The 25983-nt window shown below is 71.2% G+C and carries 13 protein-coding genes; 12 read left to right on the forward strand and 1 reads right to left on the reverse strand.

Annotated features, from left to right (window positions below; all coding sequences use genetic code 11):
* The first annotated feature begins 173 nt into the window (after positions 1-173).
* The 3 genes from rpoB to FBY40_RS04580 all read left to right on the forward strand — a co-directional run bounded on the left by rpoB (position 174) and on the right by FBY40_RS04580 (position 8411).
* Entirely contained in the window at positions 174-3671 is a 3498-nt protein-coding gene (rpoB, locus tag FBY40_RS04570; RefSeq protein ID WP_141936778.1) for a DNA-directed RNA polymerase subunit beta, read from the forward strand.
* Positions 3672-3716: 45 nt separating this feature from the next.
* The gene (rpoC, locus tag FBY40_RS04575; RefSeq protein ID WP_141936779.1) at positions 3717-7586 is read left to right on the forward strand and encodes a DNA-directed RNA polymerase subunit beta'; all 3870 of its coding nucleotides are present in this window, start codon (positions 3717-3719) and stop codon (positions 7584-7586) included.
* Between the two features lie 207 nt (positions 7587-7793).
* The gene (locus FBY40_RS04580; RefSeq protein WP_141936780.1) at positions 7794-8411 is read left to right on the forward strand and encodes a hypothetical protein; all 618 of its coding nucleotides are present in this window, start codon (positions 7794-7796) and stop codon (positions 8409-8411) included.
* A 14-nt stretch (positions 8412-8425) separates the two neighbouring features.
* Here FBY40_RS04580 and FBY40_RS04585 read toward each other — a convergent pair whose 3' ends face one another.
* Positions 8426-9046: a hypothetical protein gene (locus tag FBY40_RS04585; protein WP_141936782.1), complete on the reverse strand. Its 621-nt coding sequence runs from the start codon at positions 9044-9046 to the stop codon at positions 8426-8428.
* Between the two features lie 216 nt (positions 9047-9262).
* Between FBY40_RS04585 and FBY40_RS04590 the strand changes: the two genes are divergently transcribed.
* From FBY40_RS04590 to FBY40_RS04630, 9 genes are all read left to right on the forward strand, one after another.
* Complete coding sequence (locus FBY40_RS04590) at positions 9263-10381, forward strand: ABC transporter (RefSeq protein ID WP_141936783.1); 1119 nt, start codon at positions 9263-9265, stop codon at positions 10379-10381.
* A 61-nt stretch (positions 10382-10442) separates the two neighbouring features.
* Positions 10443-10982 (forward strand): hypothetical protein, encoded by a 540-nt coding sequence (locus FBY40_RS04595; protein ID WP_141936785.1) that lies wholly within the window; start codon positions 10443-10445, stop codon positions 10980-10982.
* A 31-nt stretch (positions 10983-11013) separates the two neighbouring features.
* Entirely contained in the window at positions 11014-11673 is a 660-nt protein-coding gene (locus FBY40_RS04600; protein ID WP_141940016.1) for a spermidine/putrescine ABC transporter substrate-binding protein, read from the forward strand.
* Between the two features lie 158 nt (positions 11674-11831).
* The gene (locus tag FBY40_RS04605) at positions 11832-12968 is read left to right on the forward strand and encodes a serine/threonine-protein kinase (RefSeq protein WP_141936787.1); all 1137 of its coding nucleotides are present in this window, start codon (positions 11832-11834) and stop codon (positions 12966-12968) included.
* Positions 12968-18985, forward strand: coding sequence for an Ig-like domain-containing protein (locus tag FBY40_RS04610; RefSeq protein WP_160141345.1), 6018 nt, complete (start codon positions 12968-12970; stop codon positions 18983-18985). The genes FBY40_RS04605 and FBY40_RS04610 overlap by 1 nt, the downstream gene beginning before the upstream one ends.
* 34 nt (positions 18986-19019) lie before the next feature.
* The gene (locus tag FBY40_RS04615; RefSeq protein WP_124291721.1) at positions 19020-19988 is read left to right on the forward strand and encodes an AAA family ATPase; all 969 of its coding nucleotides are present in this window, start codon (positions 19020-19022) and stop codon (positions 19986-19988) included.
* Positions 19989-20004: 16 nt separating this feature from the next.
* On the forward strand, positions 20005-21414 hold the full coding sequence (locus FBY40_RS04620) for a DUF58 domain-containing protein (RefSeq protein WP_141936789.1): 1410 nt from the start codon (positions 20005-20007) through the stop codon (positions 21412-21414).
* Positions 21411-23930, forward strand: coding sequence for a DUF3488 and transglutaminase-like domain-containing protein (locus FBY40_RS04625; protein WP_235014572.1), 2520 nt, complete (start codon positions 21411-21413; stop codon positions 23928-23930). Before FBY40_RS04620 ends, FBY40_RS04625 begins: the two co-directional genes overlap by 4 nt.
* A complete protein-coding gene (locus FBY40_RS04630; RefSeq protein ID WP_141936793.1) occupies positions 23927-25981 on the forward strand; it encodes a DUF5684 domain-containing protein in 2055 nt (684 codons plus the stop codon). The genes FBY40_RS04625 and FBY40_RS04630 overlap by 4 nt, the downstream gene beginning before the upstream one ends.
* The last annotated feature ends 2 nt before the right edge of the window (positions 25982-25983 follow it).

Here is a 25983-nt window from a genome sequence, read left to right on the forward strand (position 1 = left end):
GACTATAGTTGGTCCTTGCGCTCTTGGATTCCCCCTGCCCTCATATGGTGGTCGGCTGTGACTGCACGCCCCCGCTTCACCGCGGTGAGCGACGTGCAGGCTTCGGGGACGACTGAGCACTCCACCTGACGACAAGGAAACGAAGCCCGATCCGGGCTCACGGAGGTTATCCCTTGGCTGCTGCGCCCAACGCATCCAATCCCACCACCACCCCGAAGAACGGCCGCGGCGCATCGCGGCTCTCGTTCGCGAAGATCTCCGACACGCTGACGGTTCCCGACCTTCTCGCGCTGCAGACCGAGTCCTTCGACTGGCTCGTCGGCAACGAGCAGTGGCGAGCCCGGGTGGCCGAGGCCAAGGCCGCCGGTCGCACCGATGTCCCCGAGATGAGCGGACTGGAGGAGATCTTCGAGGAGATCTCCCCGATCGAGGACCTGAGCGAGACCATGCAGCTCTCGTTCACCAACCCGTACCTCGAGCCCGAGAAGTACTCGATCGAAGAGTGCAAGGAGCGCGGCAAGACCTACGCGGCCCCTCTCTACGTCGAGGCCGAGTTCATGAACCACCAGACCGGTGAGATCAAGACCCAGACGGTCTTCATGGGCGACTTCCCGCTCCAGACCGACAAGGGCACGTTCATCATCAACGGCACCGAGCGTGTCGTGGTCTCGCAGCTCGTACGCTCGCCCGGCGTCTACTTCGACAAGACGCCCGACAAGACTTCCGACAAGGACATCGTGTCGGCGCGCATCATCCCCAGCCGCGGTGCGTGGCTGGAGTTCGAGATCGACAAGCGCGACCAGGTCGGCGTGCGCATCGACCGCAAGCGCAAGCAGTCGGTCACGGTGTTCCTCAAGGCCCTCGGCCTGTCGAGCGAAGACATCCTGAACGAGTTCGGCGGCTTCGACTCCATCGAGGAGACCCTCTCCAAGGACACGATCCTGTCCAAGGAGGACGCGCTCCGCGACATCTACCGCAAGCTCCGTCCGGGCGAGCAGGTCGCCGCCGAGGCCGCCCGCGCGCTGCTGGACAACTTCTACTTCAACCCCAAGCGGTACGACCTGGCGAAGGTCGGTCGCTACAAGATCAACCAGAAGCTGGGGCTGGATGCTCCGCTGTCGGACTCGGTGCTGACCGTCGACGACATCGTCGCCACCATCAAGTACCTCGTGCGCGTGCACCGCGGCGACGAGACCTTCGAGGGCGTGCGCGGTGGCAAGAACGTCGAGATCCGTCTCGACGTCGACGACATCGACAACTTCGGCAACCGTCGCATCCGCGCGGTGGGCGAGCTCATCCAGAACCAGGTCCGCACGGGACTCTCCCGCATGGAGCGCGTCGTCCGCGAGCGCATGACCACGCAGGACATCGAGGCGATCACCCCGCAGACCCTGATCAACGTCCGCCCCGTGGTGGCCGCGATCAAGGAGTTCTTCGGCACCTCGCAGCTGTCGCAGTTCATGGACCAGAACAACCCGCTCGCGGGTCTGACCCACAAGCGTCGCCTCTCGGCGCTGGGCCCCGGCGGTCTGTCGCGCGAGCGCGCCGGCGTCGAGGTCCGTGACGTCCACCCCTCGCACTACGGCCGCATGTGCCCGATCGAGACCCCGGAAGGCCCGAACATCGGTCTGATCGGGTCGCTGGCCTCGTTCGCCCGCATCAACTCGTTCGGCTTCATCGAGACCCCGTACCGCAAGGTCGTCGACGGCAAGGTCACCGACCAGATCGACTACCTCACGGCCAGCGAGGAGAGCGACTACATCATCGCCCAGGCCAACGCCCCCCTGAAGGCGGACGGCCACTTCCAGGAGGACCGGGTCCTCGCGCGGAAGATCGGCGGCGAGGTCGACCTCATCCCCGCCGAGGAGATCGGCTACATGGACGTCTCGCCGCGCCAGATGGTGTCGGTCGCGACCTCCCTCATCCCCTTCCTCGAGCACGACGACGCCAACCGCGCGCTCATGGGCGCGAACATGCAGCGTCAGGCTGTGCCGCTGCTGCGCAGCGAGTCGCCCGTGGTGGGAACCGGTATGGAGGGCTACGCCGCCGTCGACGCCGGTGACGTCGTCACCGCCGAGAAGAGCGGTGTGGTCATGGAGGTGTCGGCCGACGTCGTCACCATCCAGCTCGACGAGGGCGGCACGCAGGACTACTTCCTGCGCAAGTTCGACCGGTCCAACCAGGGCACGAGCTACAACCAGCGCGTGATCGTCTCGGCGGGCGACCGCATCGAGGCCGGCGAGGTCATCGCCGACGGCCCGGCGACCGAGAACGGCGAGCTCGCGCTCGGCAAGAACCTGCTCGTGGCGTTCATGACCTGGGAGGGTCACAACTTCGAGGACGCCATCATCCTCAGCCAGGACCTGGTGAAGGACGACACCCTCTCCTCGATCCACATCGAGGAGTACGAGGTCGACGCCCGCGACACCAAGCTCGGCAAGGAGGAGATCACCCGTGATCTGCCCAACGTCAGCCCCGACCTGCTGAAGGACCTCGACGAGCGCGGCATCATCCGCATCGGTGCCGAGGTCCGCCCCGGCGACATCCTCGTCGGCAAGGTCACGCCCAAGGGCGAGACCGAGCTGAGCGCCGAGGAGCGGCTGCTGCGTGCCATCTTCAACGAGAAGAGCCGCGAGGTGCGCGACACCTCGCTGAAGGTTCCTCACGGTGAGCAGGGCACGATCATCGCCGTCAAGGAGTTCAACGCCGAGGACGGCGACGACGAGCTGGGCTCGGGCGTCAACCGTCGCGTCGTGGTCTACATCGCCCAGAAGCGCAAGATCACCGAGGGCGACAAGCTCGCCGGCCGTCACGGCAACAAGGGCGTCATCGCCAAGATCCTGCCGGTCGAGGACATGCCGTTCCTCGCCGACGGAACGCCGGTCGACGTCGTCCTGAACCCCCTCGGAATCCCCGGTCGCATGAACTTCGGCCAGGTTCTGGAGACCCACCTCGGGTGGATCGCCAAGCAGGGCTGGAAGGTCGAGGGCACCCCCGAGTGGGCCGTGCGCCTGCCCGAGGAGGCTCGCGAGGCCGCCCCCGGCACCAAGGTCGCCACCCCGGTGTTCGACGGTGCCGCCGAGGAGGAGATCGCGGGTCTGCTCGACTCGACGACGCTCACCCGCGACGGTGTGCGCCTGATCGACTCGTCGGGCAAGACCCAGCTGTTCGACGGCCGGTCGGGTGAGCCGTTCCCGGCACCGATCTCCGTCGGGTACATGTACATCCTGAAGCTGCACCACCTCGTGGACGACAAGATCCACGCCCGTTCCACCGGCCCCTACTCGATGATCACGCAGCAGCCGCTGGGTGGTAAGGCGCAGTTCGGCGGTCAGCGGTTCGGTGAGATGGAGGTGTGGGCACTCGAGGCCTACGGCGCGGCGTACGCGCTCCAGGAGCTCCTCACGATCAAGTCCGACGACATCCCCGGCCGCGTCAAGGCGTACGAGTCGATCGTCAAGGGCGAGAACCTGCAGGAGCCCGGCATCCCCGAGTCGTTCAAGGTGCTCATGAAGGAGATGCAGTCGCTGTGCCTGAACGTCGAGGTCCTCTCGGCCGACGGCACCGTGGTCAGCCTCCGCGACAGCACCGACGAGGCGTACCGCGCCGCTGAGGAGCTCGGCATCAACATCTCGAGCCGCTTCGAGTCGTCGTCGATCGACGAGATCTGATCCGTCGACGCCGACCGCAACCCACTTTTGACAACAGGAGAACTAGTGCTCGACGCAACAACGTTTGACGAGCTTCGCATCGGCCTCGCCACGGCCGACGACATCCGCCGCTGGTCGTTCGGCGAGGTCAAGAAGCCCGAGACCATCAACTACCGCACGCTCAAGCCCGAGAAGGACGGCCTCTTCGGAGAGCAGATCTTCGGGCCCAGCCGCGACTGGGAGTGCGCCTGCGGCAAGTACAAGCGCGTCCGCTTCAAGGGCATCGTCTGCGAGCGCTGCGGCGTGGAGGTCACCAAGTCCTCCGTCCGCCGCGAGCGGATGGGTCACATCGAGCTGGCCGCACCGGTCACCCACATCTGGTACTTCAAGGGCGTGCCCTCGCGCCTGGGGTACCTGCTCGACATGGCGCCGAAGGACCTCGAGAAGGTCATCTACTTCGCCGCCTACATGGTGATCTCCGTCGATGAAGAGGCGCGCCACCGCGACCTCGCCACGCAGGAGAACAACATCCGCCTGGAGATCAAGACGCTCGGCGACCGCCGGGACGCCAAGATCGCCGCGCGCCTTTCCAAGCTGGAGGAGGAGCTCGCCGCACTGGAGGCGGAGGGCGCCAAGGCCGACCAGAAGAAGAAGGTCAAGGACGCCGCCGAGAAGGACATGGCGCAGGCCCGCAAGCAGGCCGACGACGCCATCGCCAAGCTCGAGCGCGTGTGGGAGGACTTCCGCACCCTCGAGGTCGGCTCGCTCAAGGGCGAGGACGAGATCTTCCAGGAGCTGCAGGACCGCTTCGGTCAGTACTTCGAGGCCCACATGGGCGCCGAGTCGATCAAGCGTCGCCTGGAGGCGTTCGACCTGGCCGCCGAGGCGGAGAGCCTGCACCTGCAGATCGCCGAGGGCAAGGGCCAGCGCAAGATCCGTGCGATCAAGCGCCTGAAGGTCGTCAACTCCTTCCTCCAGACCGGCATGAGCCCCGCCTCGATGGTGCTCGACGTCGTCCCGGTCATCCCGCCGGAGCTGCGCCCGATGGTGCAGCTCGACGGTGGCCGCTTCGCGACATCCGATCTGAACGATCTGTACCGTCGCGTGATCAACCGCAACAACCGTCTTCGTCGCCTGATCGACCTCGGCGCTCCCGAGATCATCGTCAACAACGAGAAGCGGATGCTGCAGGAGGCCGTCGACGCACTGTTCGACAACGGCCGTCGTGGTCGCCCCGTCACGGGTACCGGCAACCGGGCCCTGAAGTCCCTGAGCGACATGCTCAAGGGAAAGCAGGGTCGGTTCCGCCAGAACCTGCTCGGAAAGCGCGTGGACTACTCGGGCCGTTCGGTCATCGTCGTGGGTCCCCAGCTGAAGCTGCACCAGTGTGGTCTGCCCAAGCAGATGGCCCTCGAGCTGTTCAAGCCGTTCGTCATCAAGCGCCTGATCGACCTCGGGCACTCGCAGAACATCAAGGCCGCCAAGCGCGCCGTCGAGCGCACCCGTCCCGAGGTCTGGGACGTGCTCGAGGAGATCATCCGCGAGCGTCCGGTTCTGCTGAACCGCGCGCCCACGCTGCACCGTCTGGGCATCCAGGCGTTCGAGCCGCAGCTCGTCGAGGGCAAGGCCATCCAGCTCCACCCGCTCGTGTGTGCGGCATTCAACGCCGACTTCGACGGTGACCAGATGGCCGTGCACCTGCCGCTGTCGGTCGAGGCCCAGGCCGAGGCCCGCATCCTGATGCTCGCCTCGAACAACATCCTGAAGCCGTCGGACGGCCGCCCGGTGACCCTGCCCTCGCAGGACATGATCATCGGCCTCCACCACCTCACCACGGTGAAGGAGGGCGCCGCGGGCGAGGGTCGCGTGTTCGGCTCGGTCTCCGAGGCGATCCTGGCGAAGGACGAGGGCACCCTCGACCTGCAGGCGAAGGTCCGCATCCGCATCCCCGGCCTCGCCTTCCTCGAGGGCGAGGCTCCCGAGGGCTACGAGCGTCACGGCCTCGTCGACACCTCGCTCGGCCAGGCGATCTTCAACGACGCGCTGCCCAAGGGCTACCCGTTCGTGCGCGAGCAGGCCGACAAGGGCAAGCTCTCGCAGATCGTCAACAAGCTCGCCGAGGAGTACCCCAAGGTGGAGGTCGCCGCGACGCTCGACCGCATCAAGGACGCCGGCTTCTACTGGGCCACGCGTTCGGGTGTGACGGTCGCCCTCAGCGACATCCTCACCCCGCCGAACAAGGCGGAGATCGTGGGTCGCTACGAGAAGCAGGCCGCGAAGGTCCAGTCGCAGTTCGAGAAGGGTCTCACCACCGACGCCGAGCGTCGTCAGGAGCTCATCAAGATCTGGACCGAGGCGACCGACGAGGTCCAGAAGGCGATGCGCGACAACTTCCCCGACGACAACACCATCAACCGGATGGTCTCGTCGGGCGCGCGTGGTAACTGGCTGCAGATCCGGAACATCGCCGGTATGCGAGGCCTGGTGAACAACCCCAAGGGTGAGATCATCCCGCGTCCGATCATCTCCTCGTACCGCGAGGGGCTGAGTGTGGCGGAGTACTTCATCGCCACGCACGGTGCCCGTAAGGGTCTGGCCGACACCGCCCTGCGTACCGCCGACTCCGGGTACCTCACCCGTCGTCTCGTGGACGTCTCGCAGGATGTCATCATCCGCGAGGAGGACTGCGGCACGTCGAAGGGTCTGGAGCTGCCGATCGCCGCTCCCGGCTTCGACGGGACCCTGGTCAAGGACGCCAACGTCGAGAACTCCGTGTTCGCGCGGACGCTCGCAGCCGACGTGGTCAGCGCCTCCGGCGAGGTGCTCGCCGCGGCGGGCTCGGACGTCGGCGACGTGGTCATCAACGCGCTGGTCGAGGCGGGTGTGGAGACCATCAAGGTGCGCTCCGTGCTCACCTGCGACTCCGCCGTCGGTGTCTGCGCCCGCTGCTACGGCCGCTCGCTGGCCACCGGCAAGATGGTCGACATCGGTGAGGCCGTGGGCATCATCGCGGCCCAGTCGATCGGTGAGCCCGGTACCCAGCTGACGATGCGTACCTTCCACACCGGTGGTTCGGCGTCGGCGGATGACATCACGCAGGGTCTTCCCCGCGTGCAGGAGCTGTTCGAGGCCCGTACCCCCAAGGGTGCGTCCCCGATCGCGGAGGCCGACGGCCGCATCACGATCGAGGAGACCGACAAGAGCAAGAAGATCATCCTCACGCCCGACTCCGGCGACGAGCCGGTCGTCTACCCGGTGCTCAAGCGTGCGACGCTGCTGGTCGAGGACGGCCAGCACGTCACCGTGGGTCAGCCCCTTCAGGTCGGCACGCTCGACCCCAAGGAGGTCATGCGTGTCATGGGTGCCCGCGAGGTGCAGAAGTACCTCGTGAACGGTGTCCAGGGCGTGTACCGCTCGCAGGGTGTGCCGATCCACGACAAGCACATCGAGGTCATCGTGCGCCAGATGCTGCGGAAGGTCACCGTGGTCGACCACGGCGACACGACGCTGCTCCCCGGCGAGCTGGTCGACCTCAAGCGCTACCAGGGCATCAACCGCGAAGCGGTCGGCTCGGGCAAGCGTCCGGCGTCGGGTCGTCCCGAGCTCATGGGTATCACCAAGGCGTCGCTCGCCACCGAGTCGTGGCTGTCGGCCGCGTCGTTCCAGGAGACCACGCGTGTTCTCACGCAGGCCGCCATGGAGGGCAAGAGCGACCCGCTGGTGGGCCTGAAGGAGAACGTCATCATCGGAAAGCTCATCCCCGCCGGCACCGGCCTTGCGAAGTACCGCAACGTCGTGGTCGAGGCGACGGAGGAGGCCAAGAGCGAGCGGTACCCCAACCGCATCTTCGCCTCGGACGGCGCCTACAGTGACGCGGACCTGAGCTACGTCGACTTCGACAGCTTCTCCACGGACGACTTCGGCACCTACAACTGAGTCGCGTTTCCGCAGTACGCCCGAAGGGCCCCGGCATCTGCCGGGGCCCTTCGCGTGTCGGCGGGGTGGGGACGGATGCCCCGGCGCGGCGGCGCTGATGCGCGCAACGCGATACGGGCGGGGCGGACGGGAGAGGTGCGCATCGCGGCGAGCCGTCACATGCGGTGTGGGCGCGCCGCCGTACCGTGGATCCGGAGGTGGAAGAAGGTGGCGCGCATCCCGGGTCGGAGCCTGTGGCTCTCCGCCCCGGTCGGACTTCTCTGCGCGGCGGTCGTCGCAGCACTCGTTTGGCTGGCCGCCCCGATGGTCCCGACCGTGGTGAGCTGGGCCGGCGACACCCTGCGCGCTGCGACCGCCCGCGCCGAAGCGGCGCCGCCCGACGACCCCCTGGTCGCGGCCCTCGCCGGCGAGGCGCCTCTGGACTGCCGGGACATCTACCCCGATGACCTCTGGCGGCAACTCGCCTGGTTCCCGGGGGCGCTGCTCGCCCAGTCGGGGGCGGTCCCCGAGATCGCGACGCCGCCCCTCGTCGAGGCGCTGGCCCCCGACATCCGCGTCTCGTGCCGGTGGCACACCCGCGACGGTGCGACCCTGCAGACCGCGCTCGCCGCCGTCGCCCCCGACGCCTCGGCCGCGGGCGAGGCCGCCCTGCGAGGAGCGGGCTTCGCGTGCAGCGCCCTCGCGCCCGGCCTCACCTGCACCCGGACGAGCGCTGACGCGATCGAGACGCACGTCTTGCGTGACGGGTGGTGGCTCGTGAGTGTCGAGCGAGGCTGGCACCCCGAGGATTACGCCGGCCGCATCGCGGCGCGGCTCTGGGGCTGACGGGTCCGCGCGCGCTACGCGTCGGGCCAGATCGACGAGACGATCGACGCCGTGTAGCCGCTGGGTGCGAGGTTGGAGTACCACGTGTCGATCAGCAGATCGTCACGCCAGAACAGCGTCCGCCCGTTCATGACGGGATACTCCTCGCTCTCCCACGTCCTCTCGCATCGCGTGCCCCCGTCGGGGGTGTAGCAGGTGAACCCCTCGTCGGCGGCGAGCTGATTCAGCAGGTCCAGCGCCGGTCCGCGATTGAGGGGGAGGTACGTCGTCTGGAGGGAGGTGGTGTCGGCCTGCGGATACCGCCAGAGGCAGACCAGCGACCCATCGGGCTGCGGTCCGAGCGCGCCGCCGTTCGCGGGATCGTTCAGGGGGATGCCCTCGAGTTGCGCCCTCACTGCCTCCGACAGCGGCGCCTCGCAATCCTCCGGTACGGCGGCAGCCCCCACGGCGACAGACGGCGTGGGGCTGGCGGAGGGAGTGGGAGAACCGGATGCCGCGGAGGTCGGCGTCGCCGACGCCCCGACCGAGGGGGTGGTCGCGGCCTCGTCGCCCTCCTCGGGCGCGCAGCCGCCGAGAGCCAGAGCGAGAAGAAGGACGGATGCCGCCGCTGCCGCGACGACCGCACGGTGCGCCATGGCCACACTCTACGAACCCACCGCGACGGCTCTGTGCGACGCGCGGGAGAAGCCTCGTCGGTCGCATATTCCGATCCCGGAATGACGCGAGAGGGTTCGGTTTGCGCCAGTTCGGCGAATCGGTACGCCGCCGCGCGGCACGCCTGCACGATTCGGGGCGTCGGTGCCGCTAGTTTCGCTCTGCGGGGCGCCAGTCCCGCGTGAGGAGTGCGAACGATGAGTGATTCGAAGTCGTCGTACGGCGACCCCGTCGAGGAGCCCCGTCCGGCGGACGATGACGTCGTCACGCGCGCGAACGAAGGCCTCGCCGATGCCGAAGCCGCCCGCGAGGCCGCGGTGCGCGAGGACGCCGCCCGTGCGGCCGACCAGGCCGACCCCGGCCACCCCGCCGACGGCTCGCACCACGACTCCGCCGTGCGCACTGACGGGGGCGACGACCGCGCCGCAGCGTCGGTACCCGCCGCGGACGACCGGCCCTACGCTCCGACGAGCGAGCCCGCCACCGCCCGGTGGGACGCCCCCGGCGACCGCGACGCCTCCGACTACCGCGACGACGCCGAGCGCGACCGTTTCGCGGCGTACGAGGCCTCGGCCGACACCTCCGCCGACCGCTCCGTCGCGCCCGCCGCCGCCGCAGGTGCCGCCGCCGGTGCCGCCGCGGCATCCTCGCGCCCGCAGGTGACCCCGAGCGAACCCGCCTCAGACCGCGGATATGACGCCCCCACCGTCGTCTCCGCCCCCCTTCCGCCGCAGCAGACCGCGGCGCCGCAGCCGATCTTCGTGCAGGCGCCCGAGGCGCCCCGGCCCCGCGGCAACCGCGCCGCGGCCGGCGCCATCGGTCTCCTGGCCGCGCTGGCGTTCGGGCTGCTCTACCTCGCCGCGTGGGTGGGCCTCGGCGCCCTCGCGGGCGACGTCACGGTCGACACCTTCGCCTCGACGACCCTTGCGGCCCTCGCGAGCTGGTCGCTGTGGATCCCTGTTCTGGTCTTTTTCATCGCGTTCTGGCTGCTCGGCGCCATCATCAACCGCGGCCGCTGGGGCTCGTGGGTGATCTTCGGACTGCTGGTGGGCTTCGCCGCGTGGGCGGGCCACATCCTGGGCCAGCTCTTCCAGGCGCCGTTCTGGACGCTCACTGCCCGCGAGGGTGCCGAGATCACGGCCGAGCAGGTGCTCGCACCCCTGGCGATCGTGGCGTTCATCCTCGGACGCGAGCTCACGATCTGGTTCGGCGCGTGGGTGGCATCGCGAGGACGGCGGGTCACCGAGCTGAACGACGAGGCGCAGCGCGAGTACGAGCGCACGCTCGAGGCGGGGCCCCAGCTCGTTCGGCAGTGAGCCGGGCGCGCTGAGGCGACGAGGCCGGAACGCGGGCGACGGCCGGCAGTGACGGGGTGACGTGATCGAGCCTGTCGACGACCGCCCCCGCGTGCCGGTGCCCCCGCTCGTCGCGGTGACGTTCGCGACCGTCGGATATGTCGCCCTCATGATCTTCGGGCTGGGGATGACCAGCCTCGCCCTCGATCGCAGCGTCATCGAGGTGCAGGGTCTCGGTCCGCTCCCGGGGGTCTTCGCCGCCACCGCCTCGACGCTCGCGGTCGCCGCCGTCCTGCTGAGCGTCATGCCGCGTCCCCTCCTTCCGCAACCCGATGCCCCGCCCCCCGCGAATGCCTCGGCTTCGCCCCGCTACTCCGTCGCCCTGTGGACGGCGCTCGGCGCCTACCTCGGCTACGTCGTCGTGGTCTGGATCGCCGTCGTCGCCTCGGGGGAGGAGCTGAGCACCGCCTCCACCGTGGCCGGCGGCATCGCAGCATCCTGGTTCGGCCTCGTCCTCGCCGCCGCCGGGGCGATCGCCGGGGTCAGCGGCGTGGCGATGGTGCGCACCCGCGGCGGCCGGCCGCAGTGGCCCTGGGAGGGGGAGGAGCGGGATGACGCATGACGCCGCCGATCCGCAGGGATACCGTGTAGGAGTGGAGCGGTCGCTCGAGACCCAGGTCAGTCAGGCGGTGGACGCCTGGCTGCGGTGGTTGCCGCGGTGGGAGCCGGCGACCCATCGGGGACGCGTGGCTCCGTGCCGACGCTGCTTCGGCTCTCCCGTCCTGTCGGCAGCCGGGCTCGGCGCCGACGTCCCCCACGGGGTGCAGCACGGTCTTTCGACCCGTATCAAGACGATCGTCGACCACGCCGTCGCGGAGTACACCGCCGTGAACCTCCCGATGCTGCAGGCCGAGCTCGACCAGCAGGCCGCCCGCAACCGCGCGCGCAGCTACCGGCCCGCCGAAGGGCTCGAGCCCGAGTTCGAGGGCCTGCCGCTCGATCCGGAGCCGACGCCCGGCGCGCCGTTCCTGTTCACCCTGTCAGGTCTCGCCGCCCAGGCCGATTCGGATGTGCCCGAGCTTCCCCCGCTCACCGAGGAAGCCAAGGCGGCGCTCCGCCAGGAGGTGGGGCTCGCCGACGACTACGCCAACATGGTCGGGCGCGAGGTCTGCACCATCCTGCTGCACCATCGCCTGCGCATCCAGGCCGGAGTCACCGAGTACGTCGAGCCCCAGATCGAGGCGATGCTCGACGAGCTGACCCGGTCGCTCGACGCTCCGTTCGACCCGAACGACCCCCATCCCCTTCCCTGAGCGGGGGTGCGGGTCTGCACGGATCCGAACGCCGTTACCGAGGCTCTCCGCAGCCCTGGACGAGGGTGCAGGCAGGCTTTGTTAGCATGGCCGGGTTTCCAGCGTCGTTGCGCTGTGATCCCGCCGGTCGGCGGGCGGATGTGCGGGGAGGGGATACGGTGACGACTCGCCTGCCCTCCGCACCACCGATCCTGCCGGGACTGTCGTACATCCGGCCCCTCGGCTCGGGCGGTTTCGCCGACGTCTTCCTCTACGGGCAGGACATGCCCCGTCGGGATGTCGCGGTGAAGGTCCTCCCCAGCGACGTGGGCGACCCCGAGCTGCGGCGCATGTTCAACGCCGAGGCCGACGTCCTCGCCCATCTGTCGGCGCACCCGTCGATCGTGACGGTCTATCAGGCCGGGATCTCGGCCGACGGCCGCCCGTACATCGTGATGGAGTACTGCCCCGGCTCCCTCGCCCAGCGCTACCGGATCGAGCGGATGCCGGTGGACGAGGTCCTCACCATCGGTGTGAAGATGGCCAGCGCCCTGGAGTCCGCCCACCGGGCGGGGCTCGTGCACCGCGACGTCAAGCCCAGCAACATCCTCGTGACCACCTTCGGCGCCCCGGTGCTCGCCGACTTCGGCATCTCCTCCTCGCTCGCACGGGTGACCGCCGGGGAGGTGCTGGCGATGTCGATCCCGTGGAGTGCCCCCGAGGTGGTCGCCGAGGAGACGGCGGGGACGATCGCCAGTGAGGTGTGGAGTCTCGGCGCCACGATCTACTCGCTGCTGGCGGGCCACAGTCCGTTCGAGCGGCGCGAGAAGGGCCAGAACACGAAGGAGCTGCTCCGCCGTCGCATCGCCAAGGCCAGCTACACCCCGATCAACCGCGGCGACGTGCCCGATGCGCTGCAGGACGTGCTGTCCCGCGCGATGAGTCGCGATCCGCGCGAGCGGTACGCCACCTCGAGGGAGGTCGCCGACGCGCTCCGCGAGGTCCAGGCGGGGCTCGGCCTGTCGCCGACCCCCCTGGAGGTGCCGGTGGCCGACTGGGCCGCCAGCGGCGGCATCGACCTCTCCGACGACGCCCTGCGGGGCCCTGCCCGCAGCCGTCTCGAGCGAGAGGTGACCCGCAAGCGGACCGCGACGACGGGGGTCGCGTCGCTGCTGCGGGACGAGGACACCTCGCTGTCGTCGCCCGCCCCCGCGCCCGCACCCCACCGCGCCCTGCCGTGGATCCTCGGCGGTGCCGGCGCCGCCGCGCTCGTCGCGGTCGTCCTCGCCGCGCTCCGCGTGGCAGGGGTGCTGTGATGGCGGCGCGGCGGGCCCGGCCCGCGCACGCCGTGCGTCCCCGCGCGGCGCGAATCCCCCGCCGCGGCCCTCTCCTCGCCCTCGTGGCGGGTGGTGTCGCCGTGGCCACGGTCGTGGTGGCCAGCATCGTCTGGCCGGGGCTCGACGCGCAGGAGACCCCGCCGGTGGACACGTCGGTCTGGGCGCTGCAGACCGGCGAGGGCACGCGCTACGCGCGGGTGAACACCTCGATCCTCGAGCTCGACACCGTCCGCACCGTCTCCGACCCCAGCCAGGTCGCGCAGTCCCGCGCGGGCACGTTCCTCTTCACCGGCAGCAACAGCCGGGTGACCCGCGTCGACGAGGCGCTCCCGGTCGACCTCGACGACGAGGCCCTCCGCGAGTCGCCGAGCACCCCCGACGGCACCGTCGAGGTCGTCACCGCGGGCGACTTCGTGGTCTACCGGACCGAGTCGGGTGTTCTGTACACCGGCACGCTCGCCGAGGGCGGCTCGGTCTCGCGGCTCGAGCCGTTCCCGTCCGACGACGAGGACGCCCCCTCGTACGCCGCCGACGCCGTCGCCCTCGATGACCGCGGCATCCTGCTGAGCTTCTCCGAGAGCGACGGATCGGTCCTCACCTACGACATCGGCGCATCGACCGCGCGCTCCCGCGATGCGGTGTCGATCGACGACCTCGCCGACCCCGCCATCACCGGTGCCGGCGACACGTGGGTGCTGGTCGACCGCGAGGACGGGTCGTACCTGGTGGAGGGGACGGATGCCGCGCGCCCGGCGCCCGTCACCGGAGCCGTGGTCGCCGGTTCCCCCGACCCCGACGGGGAGGCGGTCTACCTCGCCTCCGACACCGGGCTCGCGCGCATCCCCGTCGACGGCGGTGATCCCGAACCCGTGGTGGGCGACACTACGCTCCTCGGCACCCCGGCCCAGCCTCTCGTGCAGGACGGGGTGGTCCACGCCGCATGGCTGGCGGAGGGGAACCTCGGGGGGCAGCTGTGGACCTCCGAGCGCGGCACGCTCAGCCCGCTCGACTACGCGGGGCAGGAGCTCTCCGATCAGCGGCGCCCGGTCTTCACGTCCAACGGCGACACCGTCATCCTCAACGAGACGCGAACGGGCTGGGTCTGGACCGTTCCCGAGGGGCGTCTGGTCCCCTCCAGCCAGCGGTGGAGCCTCGAGGACGAGGTCGTCTCCGATGCGCAGCCGAGCGAAGAGCAGCTGAGCGTGGTGATCGACCCGAAGGCGCCGATCGCCGAGCCCGACGCGTTCGGCGTGCGCCCCGGGGCGCTCGTGAGCCTCCCCGTGCTGCTGAACGATCACGATCCGAACGAGGATGTCCTCAGCGTCGATCCCGCCTCGGTGACCGGGCTCGACCCCGGCTTCGGGACGGTGTCGATCACCGACGACGGCCAGCGCCTCGCGGTCCGCGTCGCTCCCGGGGCGAGCGGGGCCGCGAGCTTCTCCTACGCCGTGACCGATGGCACCGCCCCCGGCGGCCTCGCCTCGAGCCCGACGACGGTCTCGCTGCTGGTGGCCGGCGACGAGCAGAACGGCGCTCCGGTGTGGTGCGGCGTCGAGCGGTGTCTCGCCGAGTGGCCGAACCCCGAGGTCGCGCGGGGCGGCACGGTGACCGTGCCGGTCATGACGGGCTGGGTCGACCCCGACGGTGATCCGATGCTGCTGCTGTCGGCCGAGAACGCCTCGGGGGTGGGCAAGGTCGCCGCGACCCCTGCGGGTGACATCGTGTACCAGCATGCAGACGACGGCAGCGGCGCCGAGCAGCTCATCGAGATCGTCGTGTCGGTGGCCGACACCCGGGGCGCGGTGGCGACGAAGTCGCTGGTCATCCGGGTGTCGCCGCAGCCGACGCTGTCGATGCAGTCCTTCGCCGTCGTCGACATCGTCGGGGCGACCACCACCGTCGACGTCGGTCCTCACGTCACCGGCACCGCCGGAACCGTCCGTCTGGACGCGGTCCGCGTGCTCGACGACGCCCGCGCGAGCGCGACGATCGTGGGGGGATCGACCTCGTTCGACTTCCGCGCCGAAGAGCCGGGAACCTACCGCGTCGATGTGACGGTCACCGACGGCACGACGCAGGAGAACGGCACCGTGCGCGTCACGGCGCTGGCCGCCGACGCCCCGACCGAACTCGCCACGGCGCCGGTGGTCGCCTTCGTCCGCCCGCAGCAGGATGCCACGCTCGACATCCTCGCCGCGGTGTCGAACCCCACGAGGCGCGTCCTGCTCCTCAGCGACGTGCAGGCGCAGCCCGATGCCGGGGCGTCACTGTCGTTCGACACGCTGTCGCAGAACTACCTCCGGGTGTCGGGTTCGACCGCCGACGGCGCGCCGGGGCGGCTCGGCACGATCACCTACACCGTCACCGACGGCACCGAGAACCAGGGCTCCTCGGTGGAGGGTCAGGCCACCGTCTACCTGCTGCCTCCCGCACCCGAGCTCGCTCCCATCGCGGTGGACGACACCGTCGTGGTCCGCGCCGGCACGCAGATCGACATCCCCGTGCTGGAGAACGATGTCGCCCCCGCCGGTGGACGCCCCACCCTCAACCCGGCGACGGTGACGTCGACCTCCCCCGCGGCCCTCGCTTTCGGGTCGGGTGACGTGCTGCGCTACCTCGCCCCCGACGAACCCGGCGAGTACGCCGTCGACTACGACGTGTACACCACGGGTGCGCCGTCGCTGTCGGATCAGGCGCGCGTGATCGTGCAGGTGCTGCCCGACGACGAGAATCGCGCTCCGGCCCCCGACACCCTCGAGGGCCGCGTGCTCAGCGGCCAATCGACGCGAATCGAGTTCGACGGCTACGGCGTCGACCCCGACGGCGACACGGTGTCGCTCGACCGCATCATCGCCCAGCCGCATTCGGGGGTCGCCACCATCTCGGCCGACGGCGACGCGATCGTCTACACCAGCGTGTCGGGCTTCAGCGGTCAGGTGACCTTCCCGTACCGCGTGGTCGACGAGTTCGGTCAGCGCGGCGAGGGCATCGCGCGGGTCGGCGTGCTCGACAGCGATGCCAATCCGAGCCCGGTGACCTTCACCGACTACGTGCAGGTGCAGGCGGGCGCCGAGAGCACCATCCGCGTCAACCCTCTCTCCAACGACAGCGATCCTACGATGGGGGAGCTGACGGTCGACGACGTGCGTCCCGATGTGCCCGAGACGCTCGAGGACGGTTCGGAGAACCCCGAGTTCGCCCGCCTCGACGAGCGGATCCGCTCCGTCGGCGACAGCCAGGTCGTGATCGCAGCGGGAACCGAGCCCGGCACGATGTCGTACCTCTACGACGTGTCGTCGAGCTCGGGCAACACCGGTCGCGGGCTCATCGTCGTCACCGTCGTCCGCGAGAGCGTGCCGGACTTCCCGGTCGTGGAGGACACCGTCCTGACCGCGGAGACCCGCGAGGACTTCGTCGACGGCGTCGACGTGCTCTCGGGGAACGTCTCCTGGTCGGGCGGCGACATCGCCGAGCTCGAACTCGCCCTGTGGGGCGAACCCGACGAGGTCGTCGTGCGAGGGTCGGAGATCTCCGGTCCCCTCCCCGACACCACCCGCGTCATCCCGTTCTCCGTCACCGGCGAGGGCGCCTCCGGCGAGGTGACCAGCTACGGCTTCCTCCGCGTCCCCGGCGACGCCGATCTGTCGCTGGCGTTGCGGTCGTCCGCGCGCCCCGTCGAGGTGCCCGAGCTCGAATCCGTCACCTTCGACATGGAAGACCTCGTCGCCATCCCACGCAATGCCGACCTCGAGGTCGGCGACGACGTGCGGGCCTCCGGCGCGCGTGGCGAGGCGGTCTGCACCGCCGTCGGCGATGGGCAGATCCGGTACGACGCCGGGGCGGGGGCGCCGTGGACCGACGCCTGCCAGGTGCCGGTGCGCGTGGCCGGGACCGAGGACTTCAGCTACCTCGCCGTGCCGATCCTCGTCGAGGCCCAGGATCCGCAGCCCGAGCTGCGACCCGGCGCCCTCACCGTCGGACCGGGCGAGACCGCCACCTTCGACCTGCGGAACATGACCACGTGGCAGCTTCGCGAGGACTGGGACGGCATCGCGTACGCCCTGTCGTACCCGGGCGGCGCGTTCGAGGTGTCGCTCGAGGGCTCGATCGTCACCGTGACCGGCGCCGACACCGCGGTGCCCGGACGCGAGGAGGTCGTCGGGGTCTCGGCGTCGAGCCACCCCAACACCGCGCCGTCGCGGCTCATCCTGCGGGTCGGCCAGGCGCCGTCGACCCTCCCGCAGGGCGGGTCGGTGACCCAGCAGTGCTCGCAGGCGAGCGGGTCGTCGTGCACCATCACGGTCATCGGCGGTGCGGGGGAGATCAATCCGCTGCCGCGCACCCCGCTCGAGGTCGTCGACGTCCGCCCGACGGGCGCGTGCGCGGGCGTGAGCTTCCAGGTGTCGTCGCCGCGCGCGGTCGTGGCGTCGTGGGCGCCGGATGCTCCGGGGGCGACGTGCTCGGCGACGTTCTCGGTCGTCGATGCGCAGGGTCGGCGCACCGCGGGCGAGCGCGACGGCCGCCTGCTGCTGGATCTCCAGGGGTTCCCGCGGCCGCCGGCCGCGCTCGTGCAGACGGCATTCGGCAACGAGACCGTCACGCTCCGCGTCGACCCGGGCGACGCCCGACTGGCCTACCCGGGGCTGAGCGGCTTCCGCATCCGCTACAACGGCCAGGTGGTCGCCGAATGCGGTCCTGCCGGATCGTGCCCGCCCATCTCGGCGCCCAACGGCGAGCGACGCACCTACGAGGCGGTCGCGGTCAACGCCGTCGGCGAGTCGCGCGGCGCGGTGCGCACCGAGGCGTGGGCCTACGACGCGCCGCCCGCGCCGGGCAGAGTGCAGTGGGCCCCGCTCGAAACGCGCGGCGAGGGCGGGTACGTCTCGCTGCGGATCGAGGGGATCGACCCCTCCCGCACCGGGTCGCTGGAGATCACCAGTCCGACCGGCGACCGCTCGGTGGTGAACGTCGGCAGTCGTGACACCACGGTCGAGGTCCGCTCGTACCGTGTGGGATCCAACGCCCCCACGCCCGTGACCGTCACGCCGTACTCGCGCTTCGACCGTCCGCCCGGCCTCGGCGGTGGCGGCGTGAACGCCGGCGCCTCGGTCACGGTGAACGCCAACGGCGTGGGCGCACCGCTGAACCCCGCGCTGGACCTCGACTCCGTCTCCGACGGCGAGGGCACCTCGACGGTCACCGCACGTGCGAGCGCCGGACCCAACGGTGCGGGTTCCACCCTGCGTTTCGGCATCGTCCCGGAGGGTGACCGCTGCGTCCCCGCCGACAACGGGGCGACCGCCACCTTCCCGGGCCTCGAGGACGGCGAAGAGTACGAGTTCGAGATGTGCGTCGAGTCGGTCTTCCAGGGCGAGGTGTACGGCACCGCGACCGCGACGGCGACCGTTCGCGCCGCGCAGTCCGCCGCCGCTCCGACCGGGTACACCTTCGTCGTCGACGGTCGACCGAACGTCTCCGGCAACCGGGCGGACTGGGTCATCCGCGACCAGCCGACCTCGAACGAGGAGATCCCCAACCGCAATCAGGTGCGCTTCTCCGGCCTGCCCTCGAGCGTCTTCGGACAGGACCCCCGCGTCCGGGTGTGGTACGAGCACCAGTTCTGGGGCACCCGCTCGGCTGAGGCGACCGTGACGCCGCGCGAGGGGAGCGCCCCGTGGCAGATGACCGCGTCCTGGCGGGCGACCTCGTGCGTGGGCGGGAGCACACTCACGCTCGTCGGCGACTCGTCGACCGGCCCCGGCGGCAACGGCGCGGCCATCACGTTCAGCCCGGCGAACCTGCGGTACTTCGACGCCGACAACAACGTCCTGCCGCACACCGCCGACTCGTTCGCTGTGCCGGCGGGGGCCGACCGTGTCGAGGGCATCACCGTGACCGTGGACTGGTCGGCTCGTGGGTGGGGCCTGCAGAACGTCACCGAACGGTTCCAGGCCGACTGCCAGCCCGGCGACGGCGGCGCCCCTCCCACCTCCTGATCTCACGCTTCACCGACAACCGAGGAACGACACGATGACCATCACGCAGGAGCAGGCCACCTGGTTCGCGCAGACCTTCAGCCAGCTCGCCGACAACGTCGAGCGGGCGGTGCTCGGCAAGCGCCACGTCGTCGAGCTGGTGCTGACGGCGATGCTCAGCGACGGTCACGTGCTCCTCGAAGACGTCCCCGGCACCGGCAAGACCTCGCTGGCCCGGGCGATGGCGCAGTCGGTGCAGGGCACCAACACCCGCATCCAGTTCACCCCTGATCTCCTCCCGGGCGACATCACCGGCATCTCGGTCTACGACCAGAAGAGCGGAACGTTCGAGTTCCACGCCGGCCCGATCTTCGCCAACATCGTCCTCGCCGACGAGATCAACCGCGCGAGCCCGAAGACGCAGGCGGCGCTCCTGGAGGTCATGGAGGAGGGCCGGGTCACCGTCGACGGCGTGAGCCGTCAGGTGGGTGTGCCCTTCCTCGTGCTCGCCACGCAGAACCCGGTCGAACAGGCGGGCACCTACCGTCTTCCCGAGGCGCAGCTCGACCGGTTCCTCATGCGCACCTCGCTCGGCTACCCCGACCACGCCGCCACCGTCCGCATCCTCGACGGCGCCGCGGTCGCCACCTCCGACCTGCCGGCTGTCATCACCCCGCAGGCCCTCGTCGGGATGGCCGATCTGGCGGCGAACGTCTACGTCGATGCGCTCGTGCTCGATTACATCGCGCGCCTGGTCGACGGCACCCGCTCGGCCGACGAGGTGCGGCTCGGCGTCAGCATCCGCGGCGCCCTCGCCCTCACCCGCGCGACCCGCACCCGCGCCGCCTCGCAGGGCCGCACCTACGCCACCCCCGACGACGTCAAGGCGCTCGCCGTCGCGGTGCTCTCGCACCGCCTCATCCTCCAGCCCGAGGCGGAGTTCGACGGCGTGACCCCCGAGGCCGTCGTCGGCCAGGTGCTGCTGGATGTCGCGCCCCCGACCCGCCGCGAAGCCACGGTCTGAGGCCTGAACCCGATCCATGAGCGCCACCGAGTCCCGCGTGACCCGCACCTCCCGCACCGGGGGGCGGACCGGCGCGGGCGGGCACACCCTGCACAGCACCGTGCAGGGGACGGGGCTGCAGAGCACCACGCAGCTGGCGCCGGGAGGGCGCTCCGGTCGGCTCGTCCGCGCTGCGGTCGCCGTCACCGCGGCCGGGCGAGCCGTGGGCGACACCTCGCGGGTCGCCGCCTCGTGGGCTGCGCGCACGATCCGTCCCGCGGGTGCGCTCGTCGCACTGGCCGCCACGGTGGGCCTCGTGATCGGGATCGCGTTCGGCTGGACGGAATGGGTGGTCGCCGGCGGCATCTCGCTGGTGCTCCTCCTCCTCAGCATCCCGTTCCTCTTCGGCGCCCGCGCCTACGACGTCGACCTCGCCCTCACTCACGAGCGGGTCGTCGCGGGGCAGGGGATCTCCGGTGAGATCACCGTCCGCAACGACAGCCGGCGGATCGCCCTCCCCGGGCGTCTCGACATCCCCGTCGGCCGAGGGCTGATCGAGTTCGGCGTGCCGCTCCTGCGTCCCGGCCACACCGTGGCCCAGCCGCTGGACATCCCCTCGCTCCGGCGCGGCATCGTACCGGTCGGGCCCGCGACGACGGTGCGGTCCGACCCGCTCGGGCTCCTCCGTCGCGAGCACAGCTTCGACGACGTGCACGAGGTGTACGTCCACCCGCGCACCGTCGCCCTGCCCTCCACGAGCGCCGGTCTCGTCCGCGACCTCGAGGGGAGCCCCACCCGACGGCTCGTCGACGCGGACATGTCGTTCCACGCCATCCGCGAGTACGCCGCGGGCGATTCGCGCCGCCACATCCACTGGAAGTCCACCGCCAAGACCGGCCGGCTCATGGTGCGCCAGTACGAAGAGACGCGGCGCTCGCGCATGGCGGTCGTGCTCGGCGTCGCCGAGAACGAGTACCTCGACGACGACGAGTTCGAGCTCGCCGTCAGCACCGCCGCCTCTCTCGGCCTCCGTGCCGTCCGCGACGCCCGCGACCTCGACATCGCGGTGGGGTCGGAGATCCCCCGCGTCGTGCGGGGGCGGCTCCGCGCCATCCGTCACCTGCCGACCATCTCGCCGCGCGCGATGCTCGACGGCTTCAGCGGGGTCGAACGGCTCGAGAGCACCATGCCGATCGTCGATGTCTGCCGGCTGACGGCCGAGGCCAATGAGCGGCTGTCGGTGGCCTTCCTCGTCGTCGGGTCGACCGTGACCCTGTCACGCCTGCAGCAGGCGGCCCTGACCTTCCCCGCCGACACCGCCGTGGCCGCGGTCATCTGCGACGAGCGGGCCCACCCGCGCATGCGGGTGCTTACGGGACTCAGCGTCCTCACCGTCGGCACGCTCGACGATCTCTCGGGCCTCCTGGTGCGGGGAGCGGCCTCGTGAGCCGGGTCGTCGAGGCGCCCGAGCGCGCCGCGGATCCCCGCGCGGATCGGCGGAGCGATCTCCCGCGCCTGATCGCCGGGGGTGTGTTCACCCTCCTCATGGTGCTCATCGCCGCCGTGGCGGCATGGCCGGTCTACCGGTCGACCTCGTTCACCCTCCTCGTGGCGGTCGCCGCCTCGCTCGCCGCCGCGATCGTCGTTCTCGCGCACCTGCGGCGATGGAGCGGATGGCTCGTGGCCGCCCTCCTGGCGGGCGTCTTCGTCGTCGTGGGCGTCCCCTTCGCCGTCCCCACCCGCCTGACCGGTCCGGGGGAGTTCCTGAGGGGCCTCGCCGAGCTCGGTGCGGGGGCCGTCGTCGGCTGGAAGGACCTCGTCACCGTCGAGCTGCCGGTCGGGTCGTACCGCAACCTCCTCGTCCCCGCCCTCGTGGTCTTCCTCGTCGGCACGGCGGCCGCGCTCCGACTGTCGTGGCGCGAAGACCGCCTCGCCTACGCCGCGGTGCCCGTGGGTCTGGCGATGACCGGCTTCGGCCTGCTCTTCGGGCAGGCGGTCGTGAGTCCTCCGCTCGCCATCGGGCCGCTCACCCTGACCGCGCCCGTCGAGACGGCAATCGGGGCCCTGGCGGTGCTCACCGGCATCCTGTGGATGGCGTGGCGGAGCCATGACGAACGCACCCGCGCCCTGCAGCGCGCGGCGCTCTCCAGCGGAGTCCGCATCACCCGCCGCCCCTCGCGGAGCGAGCGGCGCCGCACCCTGCTCGGCGCGGGCATGGTCGTCATCGCCCTCGTGGTCGGCGCCGGGGTCGTGCCGCTCCTCGTTCAGGGCGGGTCGCGCGACGTGCTGCGCTCGACCACCGGACCCGACCTCGACCTCTCGCGCGAGGTCAGCCCCCTCGCCGAATACCGTGCCCTGTTCGCCGACGATCGGGCAGGCGACGTGCTCTTCACCGTCACCGCCGACGGGGAGCGCGCGCCCGATCGCGTGCGGTTGGCGACCCTCGACACCTACGACGGCGAGGTCTTCCGCAGCGGTGCCGACGCGGCATCCCGGTTCGTGCGGCTCCCCTCCGCGCTCGATCCCGGAGCCGGCACTCCGGCGACGGCAGGGATCGAGATCGGTGAGTGGGAGGGGATCTGGATGCCGACGCTCGGCCGGGTCGCTGCGGTGCGCTTCGGCGGCGATCGGGCTGACGCCCTCACCGACCGGTTCTACTACAACGCCGATCTCGCCGCGGCCGTGCAGACCGCCGACGGCGGGCTCGCACCGGGTGACCGGTACACGGTCGAGGGCGTCGAGCCCGCGCTCCCCGCCCTGTCGAGCCTCACCGCGCCGGGCGCTCCGAGTGACGGCGCCCCGGCCGCACCCGAGAACCTCTCGCGGTGGGTCGAGCGGCACGCCGCCGGAGAAGGCGGCGCTGCCCTCGAGGGGCTCGTGTCGCTGCTGCGTGAGCGCGGCTATCTCAGCCACGCCCTCGAGATCGGCGAGCAGCCGCCGCTGTGGATGAGCGACCTGCCCGACTACCGGTTCCAGCCGAGCGCCGCGGGCCACTCGCTCGCCCGCATCGACGACATGTTCGACACCCTCCTCGAGCGCGAGAGCGACCCGCGGGCCGCCGAGACGGGCAACTACGTCGCCGCGATCGGCGACGACGAGCAGTTCGCGGTCGCCGTCGCCCTGATCGCGCGAGAGGTCGGCTTCCCCTCGCGGGTCGTCGTCGGCGCGCGGCTGGCATCGGCCGACACGGGTGTGTCGGTGTGCGAGGCGGGCGCGTGCCGCGCGCAGGACATCTCGGCCTGGACCGAGGTGCAGGGAAGCGACGGACGCTGGGTGCCCATCGACGTCACCCCGCAGTACGCGCAGTCGCCGAGCCTCGAGGTCACCGAGCAGCGTGACCCCGAGAACGTCACCGAAGTGCTCCCCGACCCGGTCGAGGAGGTCGTGCCGCCCGACCCGACGCAGGAGGACTCGGCGCGCGACGACACCGACGAGGACCAGGCGGGTCTGGACCTCGCGTGGCTCTGGCCGATCCTGCGGATCACCGGACTCGTGCTCCTCATCCTGGTGCTCGTCTTCGGGCCGTTCCTGGCGATCATCCTCGCCAAGTCGCTGCGCCGGCGGGGCCGGCGTCGTCGCGGAGACGCGCCCACGCGCGTGGCCTCCGGATGGGACGAGTACGTCGACGCGGCGGTCGACGCCGGCCGGGACGCCCCCGCGTCACTGACCCGGTCGGAGTTCGCCGCCGCCCTCGATTCGCCGGCGGGACGCGCGCTCGCGGTCACCGCCGATCGCGCGGTCTTCTCGCGCTCCGACCTCTCCGAGGCCGAAGCCCGCGCGTTCTGGCGAGGCGTCGACGGCGAGCGGCGGCGGCTGCGCCGTGAGCGTGGCTTCTGGCGCGGACTTGCCGCGACCGTATCGTTGAGATCGTTCATCCGACATCTGTCGCCTGGGGGCGACAGCCCGCGCACCGTCGAGAGGGGGAAGCGCCGGGGACTCCTCCCTGCGCGCGCAACGACATGAGCGCAACCGACGCATCGCTGGTCGTGACACTGGGGGTCTCCAGCGCCCTCGTCGCGGTCGTGCTCTACGTGTGGACCGCCCTGGCTCTGGGTGCGGTCTTCCGCAAGTCCGGCGAGCAGAGCTGGAAGGCGTGGGTGCCGATCCTGAACATCGCGGTGCTGCTGCAGCTCGGCGGCTTCTCGGGGTGGCTGGTCCTCCTCCTGCTGCTGCCCGTGCTCGGGTCACTGCTGGTGTGGGTGGCGATGATCGTCGCCTGCCACCGCATCGGACGGGAGTTCGGCTACGGCGCCGGGATGACGGTGCTCGCGGCGCTCCTGCTGCCGGTGTGGGCCTCGGTGCTCGGCTTCGGATCGGCCCGGTGGGTGGGGACCGACGACGCCGGCCCCCGCCGGAGCGTCAACCCCGACCTCGGCGGCTCGGTCTCCGAGGTCGGCGGCTCGAACGACGACGAGTTCGACGACCGCGTCTACGGAGTGCCGACCGCGCGCGGCGCGGTGTACACCCCGCTCCTCCCGGCCCCCGACTACGCCGGCTCGCGAGAGACGACCCGGAGCGAGGCCTCGTGGGAGGACACCGTCCGCGGTACCGGGGTGGGGGAGCCCGCTGACGCCGATCTGGGCGATCCGGAACTGGACGAGGACTCCTCGACCGACGAGGCGCGCCGGTCTTCCCCTTCTGCCACGACCCCCGCGGTCGAACCCAGCGACACGGCGCCGATCGCGAGGGCGTCGGCTGAAGGTCGTCGCGATGCCGACGATGACGACGTGCTGAGTGGATTGTTCGCTGCCCCCGAGCCGCCGCGCTTCACTCCTCCCGACGCGGAGGACGTGCCGGCAGCGGAGCCGGCGGCAGAGCCCGAACCTGTGGCGGAGGCAGCGCCGGCGGCATCCGACCCCTTCTCGATCCCTTCGTGGCCGTCGGCGCCCGCCGCGTCTCGGCCGGACACCCCGGTGCGTTCCGGGCCGGTGTGGCCGTCGGTCGAGCCCTTCCGCCCGGTGCGGTCGTGGGACCCCGACCCGGCGGAGCAGCCCGCAGCGAGCGGGGATGTCGACGATGCGCCCGCGCCCGCCGCCCCGCGGGTCGAGGGCGCCTCCGGGGCCGAGGCCGTCGCCGCGGAGGTCTCCGGCGCCTCCGCCGACGAGCGCGAGCCCGACGCAGGGTCGGAACCGGGCGGCGCTGCCGCTTCCCGCGCCGAGATCCGTCGCTCCGCGTCGGTGTGGAACGGCTTCGTCCTCGACCAGGACGTCACCGGCGAGGTCACCGGCGCCGTCACCGGGGCGCCCGCCCCGATCGCCGCGGTCCCCGGCGCCGTCGTCGCCCCCTCCGACCGCGCCACGCCCTCCGACGCCAGCGAGGATGTCCCGGGCATCCGTCGGCGCAGCACCGCCGACGGGGCAGCGGCCGGCGAAGACGCCGACCCCGCGTCATCCGCCCCGCTCTTCCAAGCCCCCCTGGCCCGGGTGCCGTCCGCGGATCCGGCTCCCGAGACCGCCCCGGCGGCCTCGGTTCGCGACGATGACGAGCCGTGGCGGCCCGCGCACTCGCCGATGCCCGAATCCGAGCCCTTCCCCGAGACCTCCGGTCCGGTGTCCGCGATCGCCGGCGCACCGGTGGCCGGCACCCCCCGGGCCGCGGGTGGAGCGGTCTCTGCGCAGTACGCCCGGCCCGGGGTGCCCGACCTCGACGACGGTCTCGACCAGACGATCGTCGCGCGCCGTCGCCGGACGAACTGGGCGGTCGTCACGCCCGCGGGGGAGTCGATCGCGATCACCTCCGACATCGCGATCCTCGGCCGCAAGCCACTGCCCGATCCCGATCACCCGCGCGCTCAGCTGATCCGGATCGACGACTCCACGGTCTCGAGCACGCACGCGCGCCTGGAGCTGCGGAAGGACACCTGGTACATCCTCGATCTCGGCTCCACCAACGGCGTGGTGTTCGCCACCCTGATGGGGACCGAGGTCGAGGCGCCCTCGGGGGTCGAGGTCGAGGCGGGCGACCGCTTCTTCCTCGGCGACGCCGAGATCCGACTGGTGCGCAGCAACAGCTGACG

Origin of the sequence: Microbacterium sp. SLBN-154 (assembly GCF_006715565.1) — a bacterium.
Taxonomy (GTDB): Bacteria; Actinomycetota; Actinomycetes; order Actinomycetales; family Microbacteriaceae; genus Microbacterium.